The following is a 16,961-nucleotide window of genomic DNA, read 5'->3' as shown; positions in this document are numbered from 1 at the left end:
TGCAACGGAGGGCGCAAGAATACGCGAAGCAAGGGCCTCGAAAAGAATGGGGCATGCCTGGCCGGCATGGATTGGCCGGACTGCGAAAAACAAAAGGGCAGCGCGGTTGCCCGTGCTGCCCTTCTGGCCGGAGAAGCAGGATTTACTTCTTGCCGAAACGGTTGCGGAAGCGCTCCACACGGCCGCCCATGTTGTCCACCGACTTTTGCGTGCCGGTGTAGAAGGGGTGCGACTCGGACGAGGTGTCCAGCTTGAACAGGGGGTAGTCCTTGCCTTCGAAGGTTTCGGTTTCCTTCGTGTTCACGCAGGAGCGGGTCACGAACTTGAAGCCGTTGGACAGGTCCACGAACAGCACTTCGCGGTAGTTGGGGTGGATGCCTTCTTTCATGATCTTTCCTTCTGATGCAAGTGCGGTAGCCGTGCCTGACCCGCTGCAACCTTTGTAGCGGTTCAAATCAAGCGTACTTTCCGCAAGAAAAAGCCCTGCATTATCGCATAGTGCTCAGTTCCGTGCCAAACCGGCAGGCCTGGGGCCCGTGTACGCCGCGCGCGGACGGATGATTTGCCGGGTGGCACGCTGCTCCAGCGCCTGCGCCAGCCAGCCGGCGCAGCGGCCCAGCGCGAACAGACCGAAGGCGCTGCCCGGCGGCAGCTGCAGATGCCGTCGCAGGGCCACCAGCGCGAAATCGACCGAAGGCGCCTGCCCCGTCAGCGCCATCACCTCCTTGGCCAGCATCGTTGCCGGGCCATGCGCCGGCAGCATGTCAAGCAGCAGGGCGGCACGCACGTCGCCATCAGGGTAGAGGTGGTGGCCGAAGCCGGGCAGGGATTCGCCGCGCGCCAGACGCTGGCGCAGGCGGGTGGCGATCTGCTGCTCGCCCACCTCGTCCCACAGCGCTTCCACGCGCGCGGTCGTGCCGCCGTGGCGCCCGCCTGTCAAGGCGGCAAGGCCTCCCACCACGGCAGCGCGCAGGCTTGCGCCCGTGGAGGCCACGCAGCGCGCCGTGAAGCCTGATGCATTGAGTTCATGGTCGGCGCACAGCACCAGGGCCACGCGCACGAGGTCCGCGCCTGGCGCATCCAGTTTCCAGGCCCGTGCGCACTGCAGATGGATGGCGGCCTTGTCCGGCACGGTGCCCAGCAGGCAGGCAGCCAGCAGGCGCAACAGCGCACCGCAGCCTGCCGCCAGCCGTTCGGGCGATTGCTGCCAGGCCGCGGTGGCCGTGTCATCGCTGGCGACGGTGAACAGGGGCAGCAATGTGTTTTCGCACGGTTGGCCTGCCATGCGCTGCTGCAGGTCGGACAGCAAAGGCGCGGCCTCCACGGCGTTTGCAGCGAAGGCTGCCTGGGTCGGGCATTGCCACAGGAGGGCGGCTGTCTCCTCCAGCGTGCGGGTTCGCGCCCAGTGCACGGCGTCCTCGCCCCGGTAGTACAGGCGGCCCTTTTCTATCAATGTGATCGAGGACTCCAGCACCGGCAGGCCCCAGTTGAGCGCGGCCTGCGCCACTTCGCGCGGCTTGCGGCCCTGGCCGCGCTGGCGTGCGAGCTGCTCGACCTCTTCGCGCAGGTAGCGGCTTTGGCGCGGCGTGTCTGCGGCGTGGGCCTGCAGCAGGCCTCGGCTGACATAGGCGTACAGCGTGGCACGGCTCACGCCCAGCAGCGCGGTGGCCTCGGTGGAGTTCAGGTAGTCGGGCATGGGTCGATCATATGTTGATTAATTGAATCAATATTGACAATATTTACCAGCAACCTATGGTACGAGCTCCAAGACTTGTTTCAGCTGCCAGGAGTGCTCCATGTCCCGTCTCCCTTTTTCCTGCGCTTTCGACCATTGCACCGGCCAGATCTGGGAGGCGCTGGATGGTGATCCGGTGGCGCTCCAACGTCTGGAGCAGCGAGGTCGTGGGTCCTTGGCCTCCGTGTTCCCGGTCTCCGATCTGGCGGCCGCCAGCCTGGGCGTGGCAGGCCTTTGCCTATCCGAGTTGATCGCGCAGCTCGACGCTGCAGCGCCGCGTGTGGTGGTGGATCGCAGGCTTGCCTCCTTGTGGTTTGGCCATAGCCTGCATCCGCAGGGCTGGGAGATGCCCGCGCTGTGGGATTCCGTGGCCGGCGACTACCGCACGGCGGACGGCTGGATTCGCCTGCATACCAATGCGCCCCATCACCGTGCAGCGGCACTGGCCGTTCTGGATGCGCCCGCCGAACGCGAGGCCGTGGCTGCCGCGGTCGAGCGCTGGGCAGCACAAGAGCTGGAGTCGGCCGTTGTGGCGCAAGGCGGCTGTGCTGCAGCCATGCGCGGGCTGTCTGAATGGGCCGCGCACCCGCAGGGTCGCGCAGTGCAGCGGGAGCCCTTGCTGGCGTGGCAGATGCATCCACATCCGCATCCGCAATCGAGCCGGCATGCGGGTGCCTGGCAGCCATCGGCCAGGCGGCCGCTGCAGGGGCTGCGCGTGCTGGACCTGACGCGCATTCTGGCCGGCCCCGCTGCCACGCGATGGCTGGCGGGTCACGGCGCCGAGGTGTTGCGCATCGATCCGCCGGGCTGGGAGGAGCCCGGCACGGTGCCCGAGGTCACGCTGGGCAAGCGCTGTGCCCGGTTGGACCTGCGGGCGCCACAGCATCGTGCCGTGTTCGCGCAACTGCTGGCCGGGGCCGATGTGCTGGTCCATGGCTACCGGGACGGCGCGCTGGAAGGCCTGGGATTCGGTGCCGCGTGGCGTCGGCAGGTGAATCCTTCGCTCATCGACGTGTCGCTCAATGCCTATGGCTGGAGCGGGCCCTGGCAGCAGCGGCGCGGTTTCGACAGTCTGGTGCAGATGAGCGCCGGCATTGCCGATGCGGGCATGCGTCAGCTGGGTCGCGACCGGCCCACGCCGTTGCCGCTGCAGGCGTTGGATCATGCAACGGGTTATCTGATGGCGGCCGCCGTGGTGATGGCGCTGGTGCGGCGCAGCCAGGGGCTGGGCGGCAGCACGGTGCAAGCCTCGCTGGCGCGCACGGCCCATCTCCTGGCGGGCCAGGGCGTCGGTGATCCGGACTCCTGCACGCTGGCGCCGGTGGACCGTTGTGCGGATTTCGGCGCGGCCGTCGAGGCCACTTCCTGGGGGCCCGCGCGGCGCCTGCGGGCGCCGGTGGAGGTGGCGGGCGCCCCCATGCACTGGGAGCGTGCGGCTTGCGCCCTGGGTACGGCTGCCGCTGCATGGTGAGCTGAATGCAAAACGCCCCGCGTGAGCGAGGCGTTCGCAGAGGTGCCGTGGGCTGGATCTCTGAGATCAGCCGCCGCGGCGCATCATGTCGAAGAAGTCCACGTTGGTCTTGGTGGCCCGCATGTTCTTGATCATCAGCTCCATGGCCTCGATCTCGTCCATGTTGTACATGAACTGGCGCAGGATGCGCGTCTTCTGCAGGATCTCGGGAGCCAGCAGCAGTTCTTCGCGGCGCGTGCCGCTCTTGTTGAGTTCGATGGCGGGGAACACGCGCTTTTCGTAGAGGCGGCGGTTCAGGGCCAGTTCGCTGTTGCCCGTGCCCTTGAACTCTTCGAAGATCACTTCGTCCATGCGGCTGCCGGTATCGACCAGGGCCGTGGCGATGATGGTCAGCGAGCCGCCTTCTTCCACATTGCGCGCCGCGCCGAAGAAGCGCTTGGGGCGCTGCAGCGCGTTGGAGTCCACGCCGCCCGACAGCACCTTGCCCGACGAGGGCACGACGTTGTTGTAGGCGCGGGCCAGGCGGGTGATGGAGTCCAGCAGGATGACCACGTCCTTCTTGAGTTCGACCAGGCGCTTGGCGCGCTCGATCACCATCTCGGCCACGTGCACGTGGCGCGTGGCGGGCTCGTCGAAGGTGGAGGCGATGATCTCGCCCTTGACCGAACGCTGCATCTCGGTCACTTCCTCGGGGCGCTCATCGACCAGCAGCACCATCAGGTGAACGTCGGGATGGTTGGCCGTGATGGCGTGGGCGATGCTCTGCATCATCATGGTCTTGCCGCTCTTGGGCGGCGCGACGATCAGTGCGCGCTGGCCGCGGCCGATGGGGGCGATGATGTCGATGATGCGGCCGGTGATGTTCTCCTCGCCCTTGATCTCGCGCTCCAGACGCAGCTGCTGGGTGGGGAACAGGGGGGTCAGATTCTCGAACAGCACCTTGTGCTTGTTCTGCTCGGGCGAGCCGCCATTGACGGAGTCGAGCTTGGTCAGGGCAAAGTAGCGCTCGCCGTCCTTGGGTGTGCGCACTTCGCCTTCGATCATGTCGCCGGTGTGCAGGTTGAAGCGGCGGACCTGGCTGGGCGAGATGTAGATGTCGTCGGTGCTGGCCGTGTAGCTGGTGTCGGGGCTGCGCAGGAAGCCGAAACCATCCGGCAGGATTTCCAGCACGCCGTCGGCGAACACTTGTTCCCCGGCCTTGGCGCGCTTTTTGATGATGGCGAACATCAACTCTTGCTTGCGCATGCGACCGACGTTTTCGATCTCAAGCGCTTCGGCCTGCTTCAGGACTTCAGACACGTGCAGTGCCTTGAGTTCATTAAGGTGCATGGAGAGACTCCAGAACGGAGTGGAAAGAAACCAGGGGGAGGCGTTGAGCCAAGCGAAACACTGTGGAAGTGGGCTGGCTTGCCTGAGGGTCTCAGCGCGGCCTTCGATGCATAAGGCCGGTGATGAAGGGCATTATGACAGGAAAAAATCCGCAGGTCATAGGGAAATTTGCGCTGGCGCAGGGTTTGTGCGCCAGTGCGATGCGGTGCAGCGGTCAGCGCCGGGCCGCATGTTTGGCTGCCCCGGTGTAGGGGCAGCCAGGAGAATCAGGCCAGGTGCTGGTCCAGGAAAGCAGACAGCTGTGCCTTGTTGAGGGCGCCGACCTTGGTGGCAGCCAGCTGGCCGTCCTTGAACAGCATCAGCGTGGGGATGCCGCGGATGCCGAACTTGGCCGGGATCTCGCGGTTCTCGTCCACATTCATCTTGGCGATGGACAGCTTGTCCTTGTAGGTCTGGGCTGCTTCGTCGAGGATGGGGGCGATCATCTTGCAGGGACCGCACCATTCGGCCCAGTAATCGACCAGCACCGTGGAGCCGGGTTGCAAGACGTCAGCTTCAAAGCTTGCGTCGGAGATGTGTTTGATCAGTTCGCTGGCCATGGGTGATGTCCTTGATTTTTCGCAATGAGGAAGGCGCAGGAAAATCCGCACCGCGAAATGATTGTGACAGAAACCTATCACCTGCTGCACCGTATGGGCGGTAGCTGGATGCTATGACTGTCATAGCTGTTTACGGGGCGGCAGCAGGGTTGCGGGGTCATCGGGAATTAGTGGCGCCTGCGCGCAGGCCGGCCTGCGGCAGGGTATTCTGCGCGCCCGCGCTGCAGGCATATGAGTCTGCCGGCAGCGCAAAGTTGAATGCGAGCTTGGAATGGGAACTGATGTGATGGATGCTTTTGAACACAGCGCGGCGGCGCGCACGATGGACTGCGATGTGGCGGTGATCGGCGCGGGGCCTGCGGGCCTGATGGCGGCCGAAGGGCTGGCCGGCAAGGGGCTGACTGTCCATGTGTTCGAGGCCAAGTCCTCCGCAGGACGCAAGTTCCTCATGGCCGGCAAGGGCGGGCTCAACCTGACCCATTCCGAAAACCTGCCCGCCTTTGTCTCCCGCTATGGCGAGCGCAGTGCCGAGGTGTCGCGCTGGCTGGAGCTGCTGCCCCCGGATCAGCTGCGTGCCTGGGCCGGCGAGCTGGGCGTGGAAACCTTTGTGGGCAGTTCGGGCCGCGTTTTCCCCAAGGACATGAAGGCTGCGCCCTTGCTGCGTGCCTGGCTGGTGCGTCTGCAGACCCAGGGCGTGGTCCTGCACACGCGCCACCGCTGGCTGGGTTGGCAGGATGGCGATGCGCTGGGCTTTGATACCCCCGAAGGGGGGCTGCAGGTGCGCGCGAAGGCCGTGGTGCTGGCGCTGGGCGGCGGCAGCTGGGCGCGGCTGGGCTCGGATGGCGCCTGGATGCCCTGGCTGGAGCAGCGCGGCGTGGAAGTCGCTGCGTTGAAGCCCTCCAACTGCGGGTTCGATGTGGGCCTGGGCGGTGCGGCGCCGGGCGGGCAGATCGATCGCCGGGAATTCATGGCCGAGCTGCTGGGGGCCAGCCCCCAGCCTGCGCGCGGCTGGAGCCCCTATTTCACCGAGCGCTTTGCCGGCCAGCCTTTCAAGTCGGTGGCGCTGTCCTTTGATGATGGCCAGGGCAACGTTTTCTCGCGCAAGGGCGAATTCGTGGCCACGACCACGGGCGTGGAGGGCAGCCTGGTCTATGCCGTCTCTGCCGCGCTGCGCGAAGCCATTGCGCGCGACGGGCATGCCACCGTCCATCTCGACCTGCTGCCCCAGTTGACACCCGAGCGCGTGCTGGCGGAGGTGCGCCATCCGCGTGGCTCACGCAGCCTGGCCAGCCATCTGAAGGGGCGCCTGGGCCTGGACGGCATCAAGGCCGCCGTGCTGCATGAGGTGCTGGGCAAGGACGGCGTGGCCGATCCCGCGCGGCTGGCCCAGGCCATCAAGGCCCTGCCCATCACCTTGGTGGCGGCCCGGCCCATCGACGAGGCCATCAGCACCGCAGGTGGCGTGCGGCTGCAGGCGCTGGATGCCAATGGCATGTGCGTGGCTGCGCCCGGCGTTTTCTGTGCCGGCGAAATGCTGGACTGGGAGGCTCCCACGGGTGGCTACCTGCTGACGGCATGCATGGCCAGCGGCGTGCACGCGGCACAGGGCGTTGCCCGCTATCTGAAGGTGGATGGCGAGACGCGTTGAGGAGAGAAGGGCCGCTGCGGGCGTGGACGGGGCAGGCGCCCGCAGGGCCTGCTGTTCAATGGAAGGTGACGAGCCTTGCCCTCGGCACTGGTTTCACGGTTAGGGCTGCTTGGTTCCCCACCTGACCCGGTTGGCCGCTTCCCCATGCGAGGAGGCCCGTCACTCTCGATTATAGGGGCAAACACCGGGCTGCCCGGGCGACAAGGCCGGCCAAACCCGGGGCGCACCGGGCGAGGGTGCTCAGCCCCGTAGAATCGCGGGATGTCTTATCTTGTGCTGGCCCGCAAATACCGCCCCCGCAATTTCTCCGAAATGGTGGGGCAGGAGCATGTCGTTCAGGCGCTCACCAATGCCCTGACGCAGCAGCGCCTGCACCATGCCTATCTGTTCACCGGCACGCGCGGCGTGGGCAAGACCACGGTCTCGCGCATTCTGGCCAAGTCGCTCAACTGCCAGGGCGCCGATGGCCAGGGCGGCATCACGGCAACGCCCTGCGGCGTCTGTGCGGCCTGTACCGAAATCGACAGCGGCCGCTTTCCCGATTACACCGAGCTGGACGCCGCCTCCAACCGCGGGGTGGACGAGGTGCAAAGCCTGCTGGAGCAGGCCGTCTACAAGCCGGTGCAGGGACGCTTCAAGGTCTTCATGATCGACGAAGTGCACATGCTCACGAACACGGCCTTCAACGCCATGCTCAAGACGCTGGAAGAGCCACCCGAGTACCTGAAGTTCGTGCTGGCCACCACCGATCCGCAGAAGGTGCCCGTGACCGTGCTCAGCCGCTGCCTGCAGTTCAACCTGCGGCCCATGGCGCCCGAGACCGTGCTGGAGCATCTGGGCCAGGTGCTCGGCCAGGAAGGCGTGGCTTCCGAACCCCAGGCCCTGCGCCTGCTGTCTCGCGCCGCGCGCGGCTCCATGCGCGATGCGCTGTCGCTGACCGACCAGGCCATTGCCTTTGGCAGCGGCCAGCTGCAGGAGTCCATGGTGCGCCAGATGCTGGGCAGCGTGGACCGCAGCCATGTGTTCCGCCTGATCGAGGCACTCGCCCAGGCCGATGGCCAGGTGGTGGTGGAAACCTCCGAGGCGCTGCGCCGCAACGGCCTGTCTGCAGCCTCCACGCTGGAGGAGATGTGCGCCGTGCTGCAACGCATGGCTGTGGCGCAGGCTGTGCCACAGATGGCCGCCGACGCCAGCGATCCGGAGGCCGCTGAAATTGCCCGTCTTGCGCTGCTGATGCCGCGTGATGAAACCCAGTTGCTCTACAGCATCTGCCTGCACGGCCGGGCCGAACTGGGCCTGGCGCCCGATGAGTATGCGGCGCTGACCATGGCGCTGCTGCGGCTGCTGGCGTTCAAGCCGCAATCTGCAGAGCCCGCCCCGGGCGCGGCTGAAAAAAAAACTCCAGCGCTGACCCCCTCCACGGCGAAGCCTGAATCTCCCGCGCCCGTTGCGCAGACGCGGCCTGCACAGCCCGCTGTGCCCGAGGCCCCCGCTGTCCCAGCCAAGGCGGCCATGCCCGTCCCGGTCGCGCCTCCTGCTCCTGTCGCGCCTGTCGCATCTCCCGTGACCGCTGCGCCCGCCGTGGTCGCTCCCGTGGTGCAAGCCGTTGCGGCTCCAGCGCCTGTTCAGGCGCCCGTGGCCGTGGCCGCAGTTGCCAGGCCGGAACCTGTGCTTGCGCCTGTCCAAGAGGCCAGGCCTTCCGCTGCTCCAGAGGTGAAGCCGGCCGCCGGTGTCGCCCAAGAGCCCCTGGACGAGCCTGTGGATGAGCCCGTGGACGATGTGCAGGAAGACGCAGACTCTTCTGCCGATGAGGCGCCGCAGGTGCAGGATGCCGATGCGCCGGACGAGGGTGCCTGGGCCGGGATGCCCGATGAAGGCTGGGCCGACGAAGGCCGCTGGAGCGATGACGGAGATCTGGCCCTGGAGCCGCCTGCCGCTGCCGTGGCACGGCAGTCCGAACCGCAGATCGACACTCAGATCGATGTGCAGGACTTCGCTCCCGAACGTGGCCGCCAGTCCCCGGATGCGCCTCCCGCGCCGACCGTGGAGCGCACGGCCGAGGGCGATGTCTGGCACGCTGCCGTCCAGCAACTGGTGCAGGCCGAGGCCGTCACTGCGCTGGCGCGCCAGCTGGCGCTGCAGTCGCAGCTGGTGGCGCGCGAGGGCGATACTTGGACGCTGCGTGTGGAAAGCAGCTCGCTGGCCCAGCCCGCCACGCGCGAGCGCCTGCGTGTGGCGCTGGAGGCTGCCGGCCTGGCCCGGCAGCTGCATGTCGAGCAGGGCGCCGTGGTGGACAGCCCCGCGCGGCGCAATGCGGTGGCCAGCCATGAGCGCCAGCGCATTGCCGAAGACATCGTGATGAATCATTCTCTGGTGCAGACCCTGATCCGCAGCCATGGCGCGAAAATCGTGCCTGGCAGTATCAAGCCCGTATCCATTCAGCCCTGACACGCTCTAGAGCGTTTCGTTTTTACCCTACAGAAGAAGGAACTCACATGTTCAACAAAGGACAACTGGCCGGCCTGATGAAGCAAGCCCAGGCCATGCAGGACAACCTCAAGAAGGCCCAGGATGAACTGGGCAACATCGAGGTGGAAGGCGAGTCCGGCGCGGGCCTGGTGAAGGTGGTCATGACCTGCAAGCACGACGTCAAGCGCATCACCATCGACCCCAGCCTGCTGGCCGAAGACAAGGACATGCTGGAAGACCTGGTGGCTGCCGCCTTCAACGCTGCCGTGCGCAAGGCAGAAGAAACCTCCAACGAAAAGATGGGCAAGCTCACGGCCGGCATGCCCGGCCTGCCGGGCGGCATGAAGTTCCCTTTCTGAGGCTGGCCCCGAGAGGTTGTGCCGAACAGCCGGGAGAGGCCGTGACGGTTTCCCCAGCCACTCAATTGCGTTGAGAGGCCATCGAGCGATCTGCCCTTGCAGGTCGCTTTTTTTCTGAGAATCTTCTTCATTGAAAGGAAGCCGCCATGTCGGATGTGCAATCGCTCGATGGTCTGGTCGAAGCCCTGCGCAGGCTCCCGGGCGTGGGCATCAAGTCTGCGCAGCGCATGGCCTTTCACCTGCTGCAGCGCGACCAGGACGGCGCGCGGCAGCTGGCCCGTGCCCTGACCACGGCCGTGGAGTCGGTAAGCCATTGCGAGCGCTGCCATACCTTCACCGAAGGCCGCATCTGCTCCATCTGCCAGGACGAAGGGCGCGACGCGGCCCGGCTGTGCGTGGTGGAGGCGCCTGCCGACATGGGGGCCATGGAACGCACGGGGGCCTACAACGGCTACTACTACGTGCTGATGGGGCGGCTGTCGCCGCTCGACGGCATAGGTCCGCGCGACCTGAATCTGTCATCCCTGCTGGAGCGCGCCGGCGACGGCAAGGTGCAGGAGGTGATCCTGGCCACCAGTTTCACGGCCGAGGGCGAGGCAACGGCCCATGCGATCAGCGAGGCGCTGAAAGCGCGCGGCATCCATGTGACGCGGCTGGCGCGCGGCGTGCCCATCGGCAGCGAACTCGAGTACGTGGACCTGGGTACGATCGCCCATGCGCTGGTGGATCGCCGGTAGTGGTGGAGGCGGCCAGCATTCCTTGTCTTTTCATCAGGAGCCCGTATGCCGACCTCTGTCGTCCTGCCGCCCGGCGGTTTTTCCCTTGCCCATTGGTGCCTGCTGGTGGCGGCCCTGCTGCCGCTGGTCTGCGCCTACATCGCCAAGGCGCCCGGAATGAAGCACCGGCCGGGGCAGCGCGGCTTCGACAACCACGACCCCCGCGCCTGGCTCGCCCAGCAGACCGGCTACCAGGCGCGGGCGAATGCGGCGCAGGCCAACAGTTTCGAGTGCCTGCCGTTCTTCATTGGCGCCTTGCTGGTTGCCTGGCAACTGGGCGCGCCAGCGGCGCGGGTCGATGGCCTTGCCGTGGCCTTCGTGGTGTTGCGCATCGCCTACATAGCCTTCTATGTGATGGACCGCGCCACGCTGCGCAGTCTGGCCTGGGCCCTGGCCCTGGTGGTGAATCTGCTGCTGTTTTTCGCAGGCTACCGCTGAGGCCTGCGGCCGCATCCGGCGCCCTCGTCCCGCGCAGGGCCTGCACCACAGGCCCTGCGGTGTTTCACGTACGGGCAAGCACCGATGCTGCGTATGCGGGCTCTGGGCATGATCGTGTTGCACTGCAGCAAAATAACCATCATGTCTTCCCACGTGCTTGATCGCCGAACCTTGTTGAGCCTTCTGGGGCTGGCTCCTCTTTGGTCGCTCCCTGTGCTCGGCTCGGCCGAGCTGCTGACGATTGCCGTGGGCGGCCAGGGCCTGCTGTACTACCTGCCGCTGGTGATTGCGCAGCAGCTGGGTTATTTCGAGGCCGAAGGCCTGGCCGTGCGCATTGAGGACTATCCAGGCGGATCGCAGTCGCTGCAGGCCCTGGAGTCGGGCGCCGCCGATGTCTGCGCGGGCGCCTATGAACACACGCTTCTTGCCCAGCAGCGCGGCAGCCAGCTGCGGGCCTTCGTCGTGCAGGGGCGTGCACCCCAGATCGCGCTGGGCGTGGCTGCGCGCTGGATGCCACGCTACCAGACGCTGGCCGATCTGCGCGGGCGGCGCGTGGGTGTTTCCTCGCTGGGCGCATCCACGGCCCGGGCCATGCAGCTGATGCTGCTGGGCGATGGCCTGGATCCCGCTGCGGTGCAACTGGTGGGCGTGGGCTCGGGGCCCGATGCCATGGAGGCGCTGCGCACCGGGCGTGTGCATGCGTTGTGCCATGCGGACCCGCTGATGAGCGTGCTGGAGGACAAGGGCGCCGTGCGCATCGTGCGGGACCTGCGTGATCTGCGCAGCAGCGCGCAGTTGTACGGCGGCTCCATGCCCTCGGGCACGCTGTATGCGACACAGGCCTTCTTGCGCAGGAACCCGGCCAAGGCCCAGGCGCTCAGCAACGCCATGGTGCGCTCGCTCAAGTGGCTGCAGACTGCCGCGCCCATGGATGTGCTGCGGGCCGTGCCTGCGCCCTATCTGCTGGGCTCCCGGCGCGCCTATCTGTCGGCATTCGAGCACATGCGCACCACGATTTCGCCCGATGGGATGATGCCCGATGACGGGCCCGCCACGGCCCTGCGTGCGCTGGTCCGGCTCGACCCTGCGCTGGCGCGCGGCGGCATTGACCTGGAGCGCTCGTACACCAACGAATTCGTGCGCCAGTCCCGCCAGCGCTTTCACACCTGAGCCCGGCGGCCGCACGCAAAAAAGCCCGCGAAAGCGGGCTCCGTGACGCGGGTGCCAGAGGGATTCCTCAGCGCTTTTTCACCTTGGATGGCTTGCCTCCGCGCTGTGCCGTGGTGACGGCCGTCTTGGCGTTGCGGCTTTGCGGCTGAACGGCCACCTTGCGTGCGGTTCCCGTGGACTTGGCTGCGCGGGCGTTGCCGCCGCTGCTGGCGCGTACCGGCAGATAGGCCACCAGCGACTGGCCTGCATGCAGCGTGGCCGAGGACTTCAGGTCATTCCAGTCCGCCAGGTTGGACACGCTGACGCCGTAGCGGTTGGCCACGCTGATCAGCGTGTCGCGCTTGCGTGCCTTGATGGTGGTGCGGCGCGTGATGATCTCGGGGGCAAAGCTGATCTGGCCGTTGTCGGCCACGTGGCCGGCCACGTCGGCACGCACGTTGGCGCCGCGCGGCACCATGAGTGCGGAGCCGGCCTTGATCAGCATGCGCGGCGGAATGTTGTTGAGGGCGCGCAGGTCGGACTCGCCCAGGCCCACGCGCTGGGCCGCCTCGGCCACGCTGATGGTGGAGGGCACGGTCCAGACGGTCCAACTCGCGTACTGGCCTTCGTCGAAGGCCTGCATGTTGCGGCGAAACACCTTGGCGTTGTCCCAGGGCAGCAGGATCTCCGGCGTGCCGGCCGCAAAGATCACCGGCTTGCGAAAGCTGGGATTCAGCGCCTTGAAGTCCTCGGTCGATACGTCGGCCAGCTTGGCCACCAGTTCCACGTCGATGTCGCGGGTGATGGTGACGGTCTGGAAGTAGGGGTGGTTTTCGATCACCGGCAGCTCGGTGTTGAACGCATCGGGGTTGGCCACGATGTTCTTGACGGCCTGCAGCTTGGGCACGTACATGCGGGTCTCGGCCGGCATCTGCAGGTCGGTGTAGCCCGTGGGCAGCCCCAGCTTCTCGTTGCGCTTGATGGCGCGGCCCACGCTGCCTTCGCCCCAGTTGTAGGCGGCCAGGGCCAGGTGCCAGTCGCCGAACATGTCATAGAGCTTTTGCAGGTAGTCCAGCGCGGCGCGCGTGGAGGCCAGCACGTCGCGGCGGTCGTCGCGGAAGGCGTTCTGCTTGAGGTCGAAATAGGTGCCGGTGGCCGGCATGAACTGCCACATGCCGGCCGCCTTGGCGGTGGAGACGGCCTGCGGGTTGAAGGCGCTCTCGATATAGGGCAGCAGCGCCAGCTCGGTGGGCATGTTGCGCCGCTCCAGTTCCTCGACGATGTGGAACAGGTATTTGCTGGAGCGCTCGGTCATGCGCTGTATGTAGTCGGGACGGCTGGCGTACCACTGCTCGCGGTCCTTGACCAGATCCTGGTCCAGGTCGGGCATGGCAAAGCCCTGGCGGATGCGTACCCACAGATCGCCCGTGGTCTCCAGCGAGGCCACGTCGCCGTTGCTGGCACTGCCTGTGCCCAGCGGGCTCAGCGGCCCTTTGGGATACATGGGGGAGTGGGGTGCGGGGCTGGGGGAGGGATCCGTCGTACCGGCCAAGTCCGGGCCGCTGGTGGTGGCGCAGCCGGCAAGAACCAGCAGGCTGCCCAGCAGCAGGGTGTGTAGCAGTTTCATCAGAAGACGTTTTTCCATTGGCGCAGGCCGGCCAGCACGCTGGCAGGGTCCTGCTGTCTCACCTGTGCGTCGAAGCCTGCGGCGGCCGCGGCCACCGCGGATTCGCGCGTTCTCAGAAAGGGATTGATGGAGCGCTCGGTCTCCATCAGGGATGGCAGCGTGGGCCGACCGGCCTCGCGCAACGCCTGACAATGCCGCTGGTAGTGAGCCAGGGTTTCGTTGTTTGGTTCCACGGCCTGAGCAAAGCGCAGGTTGGACATTGTGTACTCATGTGCGCAGCACACCAGTGTATTGCCCGGCAGCGAGGCCAGATCGTCCAGCGATTGCTGCATCTGCTGCGCAGTGCCCTCGAACAGGCGGCCGCATCCCCCGGAAAACAGCGTGTCGCCGCAAAACAGCACGGGCTGTGCCTGTGCCGCCGTGCTGTAGAAGGCAATGTGGCCGCTGGTATGGCCTGGCACATCGATGACCTGCCAGGGGCCGCCCAGTGCCTGCACGGCATCGCCTCCCTGCACACGCTGAACGGGTTCGGGCAACTGCTCGTAGGCAGGACCCCAGACCTGGGCGCCCGTGGCCTGGTGCAGCTGGGCCACGCCACCGACATGATCGGCATGGTGGTGGGTGACTAAAATGCCCTGCAGCTGCAGGCCCAGCCGGTGCAACGTGGCGAGCACGGGCGCTGCATCGCCGGGATCGACGACCAGGGCCTGCCCGGCGTCATGCAGCAGCCAGATGTAGTTGTCGGAAAAAGCAGGAATGGGCAACAGGTTCATGAGCAGCAAAATTATAGGGATGCATCACTGGACGCAATCTGCCCTCGGCCACTACCTGCTGGAATGGGAGCAGCAGCGCTGCGACGAGGCGGTGGCCGATATTTTCGGCTATCACAGCCTGCAGCTGGGCATGCCCATGCTCCAGGGGCTGCGTGCCAACCGCATGCCGCACCGCTGGCTGGCGCTGGATTCCACGCAGGATGCAGCGCCAGCGGACGGCGCCGCCCCGCTGGAGGTTCCCGTGGCGCTGCTGGCCGATCCCGCCGCGCTGCCATTTCCCGAGGCCAGCCTCGACCTGGTCGTGATGCCCCATACGCTGGAGACCTCGCCGGACCCGCATGCCGTGCTGCGCGAGGCGGCCAGGGTGCTGATGCCTGAAGGCCGCATCGTGGTGTGCGGACTCAATCCTGCCAGTTTGCTGGGCGTGCAGCGGCGTGCCGAGCGTGGCGTGTACCTGCCCGATGTGGGCTGGGGCGTGGGTTACTGGCGGCTGCGCGACTGGCTGCGATTGCTGGCCTTCGAGATCGAGGCCGTGCAATTCGGCTGTTATCGTCCCGCCGTGCAGACGGATCGCTGGCTGCGCCGTTGGCAGTTCATGGACCGCGTGGGACGGCTGGGCTGGCCCATGCTGGGCGGTGTGTACTGCGTGGTGGCCGTCAAGCGTGTGCCGGGTGCGCGCATGCTGGAGCCTGCCTGGCGCGGCCGCGCGGTCGTGTCGGGCGCCACGGTGCCGGTCGCCCGTCGCATGCCGGCACAGGCCGCGCCCGACGGTGATCTGCATTCCAACCGGCCTGACGGCCGGGCCATTCATATCAAGGATTTTTTTTGAATCAAGTTGTTATCTATACGGACGGTGCCTGCAAGGGCAATCCGGGTCCTGGCGGCTGGGGCGTGGTGCTGGAGGCTGGCAGCGCCAGGAAGGAGCTGTTCGGCGGCGAGCTGAACACCACCAACAATCGCATGGAGATGATGGCCGTGATCGAGGCGCTGTCTGCGCTCAGACGGCCCTGCGACGTGGTGCTCTACATCGACAGCCAGTACGTGCTCAAGGGCATCACCGAGTGGATCCACGGCTGGAAGGCCAAGGGCTGGAAGACGGCCTCCAAGGAGCCCGTCAAGAACGTGGAGCTGTGGCAGCGGCTGGACGCCCTGGTGCAGGGTGGCGGGCACCGCATCGACTGGCGCTGGGTCAAGGGCCATGCGGGCGATCCCGGCAACGAGCGCGCCGACGCGCTGGCCAACATGGGCGTGGATCAGGCGCTGGGACGCTGAACGCCTTGTGCGGGACAGGTGCAATGCCTGTCCCTTGCTCCTCTTCCCGAGGACTACCTCAAACGCGGTAGATGAAAACCCCAGACACAGGACTCGATGGGTGCAGCTAATATTTCCATAAGTGGAAATTAATGCACGCCCTGCCAGGCATCTTCCGTGGTGTGGTGTTTGAAATTGCCACTTGTGGAATTTTTAAACCATCTCACGATGAAAGAGCCTTGCGATGAAATACAAAGCAATTGCCGCATTGGCGATGCTGGGCGGCGCGGGAGCGGCGCTGGCCCAGAGTTCGGTGACGCTGTACGGCAGCATGGACCTGACCATGCCCTGGATCAGCGATGTGCGCGGGAGCCGGCTCACGCGCATGGATTCGGCCATCTCCCAGCCTGACCTCTGGGGCCTGCGCGGTTCCGAGGACCTGGGGGGCGGCCTGAAGGCCTCGTTCCAGCTGGAAAACGGATTCCTCACGGACATCGGCTCGCCGATCTCGCCCACCAGCTACTTCAACCGGGCTTCCTGGGTGGGCCTGGACAGTGCTTCGCTGGGCACGCTGCGGCTGGGGCGCCAGGTCGATTTCACGGCCGGCACGCTGAGCCAATGGGGCAATGGCTACCAGCTCTACAACTTCTATCTGTACCACCCGGGCAACCTGGACGGCCTGTCCAGCCAGTTCCCCGTGGACAACTCCGTGGCCTACCTGACGCCGCGCATGGGCGGGATGCAGTTCGGCGCGCAGTATGGATTTGGCGAGGTGCCGGGCCGCTCGCAGGCCAACCGCACCTACAGCGTCATGGGCAGCTATTCCAGTGCCAAGCTCAATCTGGCCGTGGCCTACACCGATGCGCGTGGCCGTGCCTTCGATATCGCCGGGCGCACGGGCCTGGCGAACGCGCTGGGCCAGGACCTGGTGGCGGGCCGGCCGCTGGTGCTCGATACCTTCCAGGTGCTGGGCATCGGCGGCGGCTACCAGCTCGATGCGCTTCCGGTCCGGCTCAACGCGCTGCTCACGCGCTCCACGCTCAAGTACGGCGCAGCCTCCAGCCACATGAGCGCGCTAGACCTGGGCCTGGCCTGGCAGACCAGCCAGGCGGTGACCATCAACACCGGCTACTCCTTCAGCCGTTTCGAGCAGACGAAGTGGAACCAGGTCCACCTGGGCGCGCGCTACGCCTTCTCCAAGCGCACTCAGCTGCATGCCTCGGTCACGCACCAGCGCGCCTCCGATGGCGTGGCGGCGATGAATTCCGTGGGCGTTGCCAGCGGGCGCACGCAGACCGTGATTGCAGCAGGCATACACCACTCGTTCTGAGAGGCAT

General features: G+C 66.4%; 16 protein-coding genes and 1 other RNA gene. 10 read left to right on the top strand and 7 right to left on the bottom strand.

Annotated elements, in window-relative coordinates; all coding sequences use genetic code 11:
* Positions 1-142 precede the first annotated feature (142 nt).
* Together AC5I49_RS27525 and AC5I49_RS27520 are read right to left on the bottom strand one after the other, a co-directional pair.
* The gene (locus AC5I49_RS27525) at positions 143-388 is read right to left on the bottom strand and encodes a type B 50S ribosomal protein L31 (RefSeq protein WP_012206708.1); all 246 of its coding nucleotides are present in this window, start codon (positions 386-388) and stop codon (positions 143-145) included.
* A gap of 114 nt (positions 389-502) precedes the next feature.
* Entirely contained in the window at positions 503-1,696 is a 1,194-nt protein-coding gene (locus AC5I49_RS27520; RefSeq protein WP_074921382.1) for a citrate synthase family protein, read from the bottom strand.
* A 100-nt stretch (positions 1,697-1,796) separates the two neighbouring features.
* On the opposite strand from AC5I49_RS27520, the gene AC5I49_RS27515 reads away from it, so the two are divergent.
* Positions 1,797-3,206, top strand: coding sequence for a CoA transferase (locus AC5I49_RS27515; RefSeq protein ID WP_495790172.1), 1,410 nt, complete (start codon positions 1,797-1,799; stop codon positions 3,204-3,206).
* A gap of 66 nt (positions 3,207-3,272) precedes the next feature.
* On the opposite strand, the gene rho is transcribed toward AC5I49_RS27515, so the two are convergent.
* Positions 3,273-4,535, bottom strand: a complete 1,263-nt coding sequence (gene rho, locus AC5I49_RS27510) for a transcription termination factor Rho (RefSeq protein WP_016447451.1) — start codon at positions 4,533-4,535, stop codon at positions 3,273-3,275.
* A gap of 266 nt (positions 4,536-4,801) precedes the next feature.
* Complete coding sequence (trxA, locus tag AC5I49_RS27505; RefSeq protein WP_016447450.1) at positions 4,802-5,134, bottom strand: thioredoxin TrxA; 333 nt, start codon at positions 5,132-5,134, stop codon at positions 4,802-4,804.
* Positions 5,135-5,405: 271 nt separating this feature from the next.
* On the opposite strand from trxA, the gene AC5I49_RS27500 reads away from it, so the two are divergent.
* Positions 5,406-6,782, top strand: coding sequence for a TIGR03862 family flavoprotein (locus tag AC5I49_RS27500; protein WP_495790171.1), 1,377 nt, complete (start codon positions 5,406-5,408; stop codon positions 6,780-6,782).
* 64 nt (positions 6,783-6,846) lie between these two features.
* Here AC5I49_RS27500 and ffs read toward each other — a convergent pair.
* An RNA gene (gene ffs, locus AC5I49_RS27495) (signal recognition particle sRNA small type) lies at positions 6,847-6,943 on the bottom strand.
* Positions 6,944-7,043: 100 nt separating this feature from the next.
* Here ffs and dnaX point away from each other — a divergent pair.
* The 5 genes from dnaX to AC5I49_RS27470 all read left to right on the top strand — a co-directional run bounded on the left by dnaX (position 7,044) and on the right by AC5I49_RS27470 (position 11,994).
* Positions 7,044-9,230, top strand: a complete 2,187-nt coding sequence (dnaX, locus tag AC5I49_RS27490; protein ID WP_495790170.1) for a DNA polymerase III subunit gamma/tau — start codon at positions 7,044-7,046, stop codon at positions 9,228-9,230.
* Between the two features lie 47 nt (positions 9,231-9,277).
* Positions 9,278-9,610 carry a YbaB/EbfC family nucleoid-associated protein gene (locus AC5I49_RS27485; RefSeq protein WP_012206701.1) on the top strand — a complete coding sequence of 111 codons (333 nt, stop codon included), beginning with the start codon at positions 9,278-9,280 and terminating at the stop codon, positions 9,608-9,610.
* 146 nt (positions 9,611-9,756) lie between these two features.
* On the top strand, positions 9,757-10,347 hold the full coding sequence (gene recR / locus AC5I49_RS27480) for a recombination mediator RecR (protein ID WP_374007285.1): 591 nt from the start codon (positions 9,757-9,759) through the stop codon (positions 10,345-10,347).
* Between the two features lie 45 nt (positions 10,348-10,392).
* Positions 10,393-10,824 (top strand): MAPEG family protein, encoded by a 432-nt coding sequence (locus tag AC5I49_RS27475; RefSeq protein WP_016447446.1) that lies wholly within the window; start codon positions 10,393-10,395, stop codon positions 10,822-10,824.
* A gap of 84 nt (positions 10,825-10,908) precedes the next feature.
* Entirely contained in the window at positions 10,909-11,994 is a 1,086-nt protein-coding gene (locus AC5I49_RS27470; protein ID WP_016447445.1) for an ABC transporter substrate-binding protein, read from the top strand.
* Positions 11,995-12,061: 67 nt separating this feature from the next.
* On the opposite strand, the gene AC5I49_RS27465 is transcribed toward AC5I49_RS27470, so the two are convergent.
* Together AC5I49_RS27465 and gloB are read right to left on the bottom strand one after the other, a co-directional pair.
* Positions 12,062-13,600 carry a transglycosylase SLT domain-containing protein gene (locus tag AC5I49_RS27465; RefSeq protein ID WP_016451348.1) on the bottom strand — a complete coding sequence of 513 codons (1,539 nt, stop codon included), beginning with the start codon at positions 13,598-13,600 and terminating at the stop codon, positions 12,062-12,064.
* Positions 13,600-14,373, bottom strand: a complete 774-nt coding sequence (gene gloB / locus AC5I49_RS27460; protein ID WP_016447443.1) for a hydroxyacylglutathione hydrolase — start codon at positions 14,371-14,373, stop codon at positions 13,600-13,602. Before gloB ends, AC5I49_RS27465 begins: the two co-directional genes overlap by 1 nt.
* A gap of 19 nt (positions 14,374-14,392) precedes the next feature.
* Here gloB and AC5I49_RS27455 point away from each other — a divergent pair, with 19 nt between their 5' ends.
* From AC5I49_RS27455 to AC5I49_RS27445, 3 genes are all read left to right on the top strand, one after another.
* Positions 14,393-15,202 (top strand): class I SAM-dependent methyltransferase, encoded by an 810-nt coding sequence (locus AC5I49_RS27455; RefSeq protein WP_017404536.1) that lies wholly within the window; start codon positions 14,393-14,395, stop codon positions 15,200-15,202.
* Positions 15,199-15,645 (top strand): ribonuclease HI, encoded by a 447-nt coding sequence (gene rnhA, locus AC5I49_RS27450; RefSeq protein ID WP_016447441.1) that lies wholly within the window; start codon positions 15,199-15,201, stop codon positions 15,643-15,645. The genes AC5I49_RS27455 and rnhA overlap by 4 nt, the downstream gene beginning before the upstream one ends.
* A gap of 223 nt (positions 15,646-15,868) precedes the next feature.
* Complete coding sequence (locus tag AC5I49_RS27445) at positions 15,869-16,954, top strand: porin (RefSeq protein WP_495790169.1); 1,086 nt, start codon at positions 15,869-15,871, stop codon at positions 16,952-16,954.
* Positions 16,955-16,961: the final 7 nt, after the last annotated feature.

Source organism: Delftia sp. (assembly GCF_059499305.1).
Note: the sequence above shows the minus strand (reverse complement) of the source record. Positions and strands in the feature narration are given on the sequence as shown.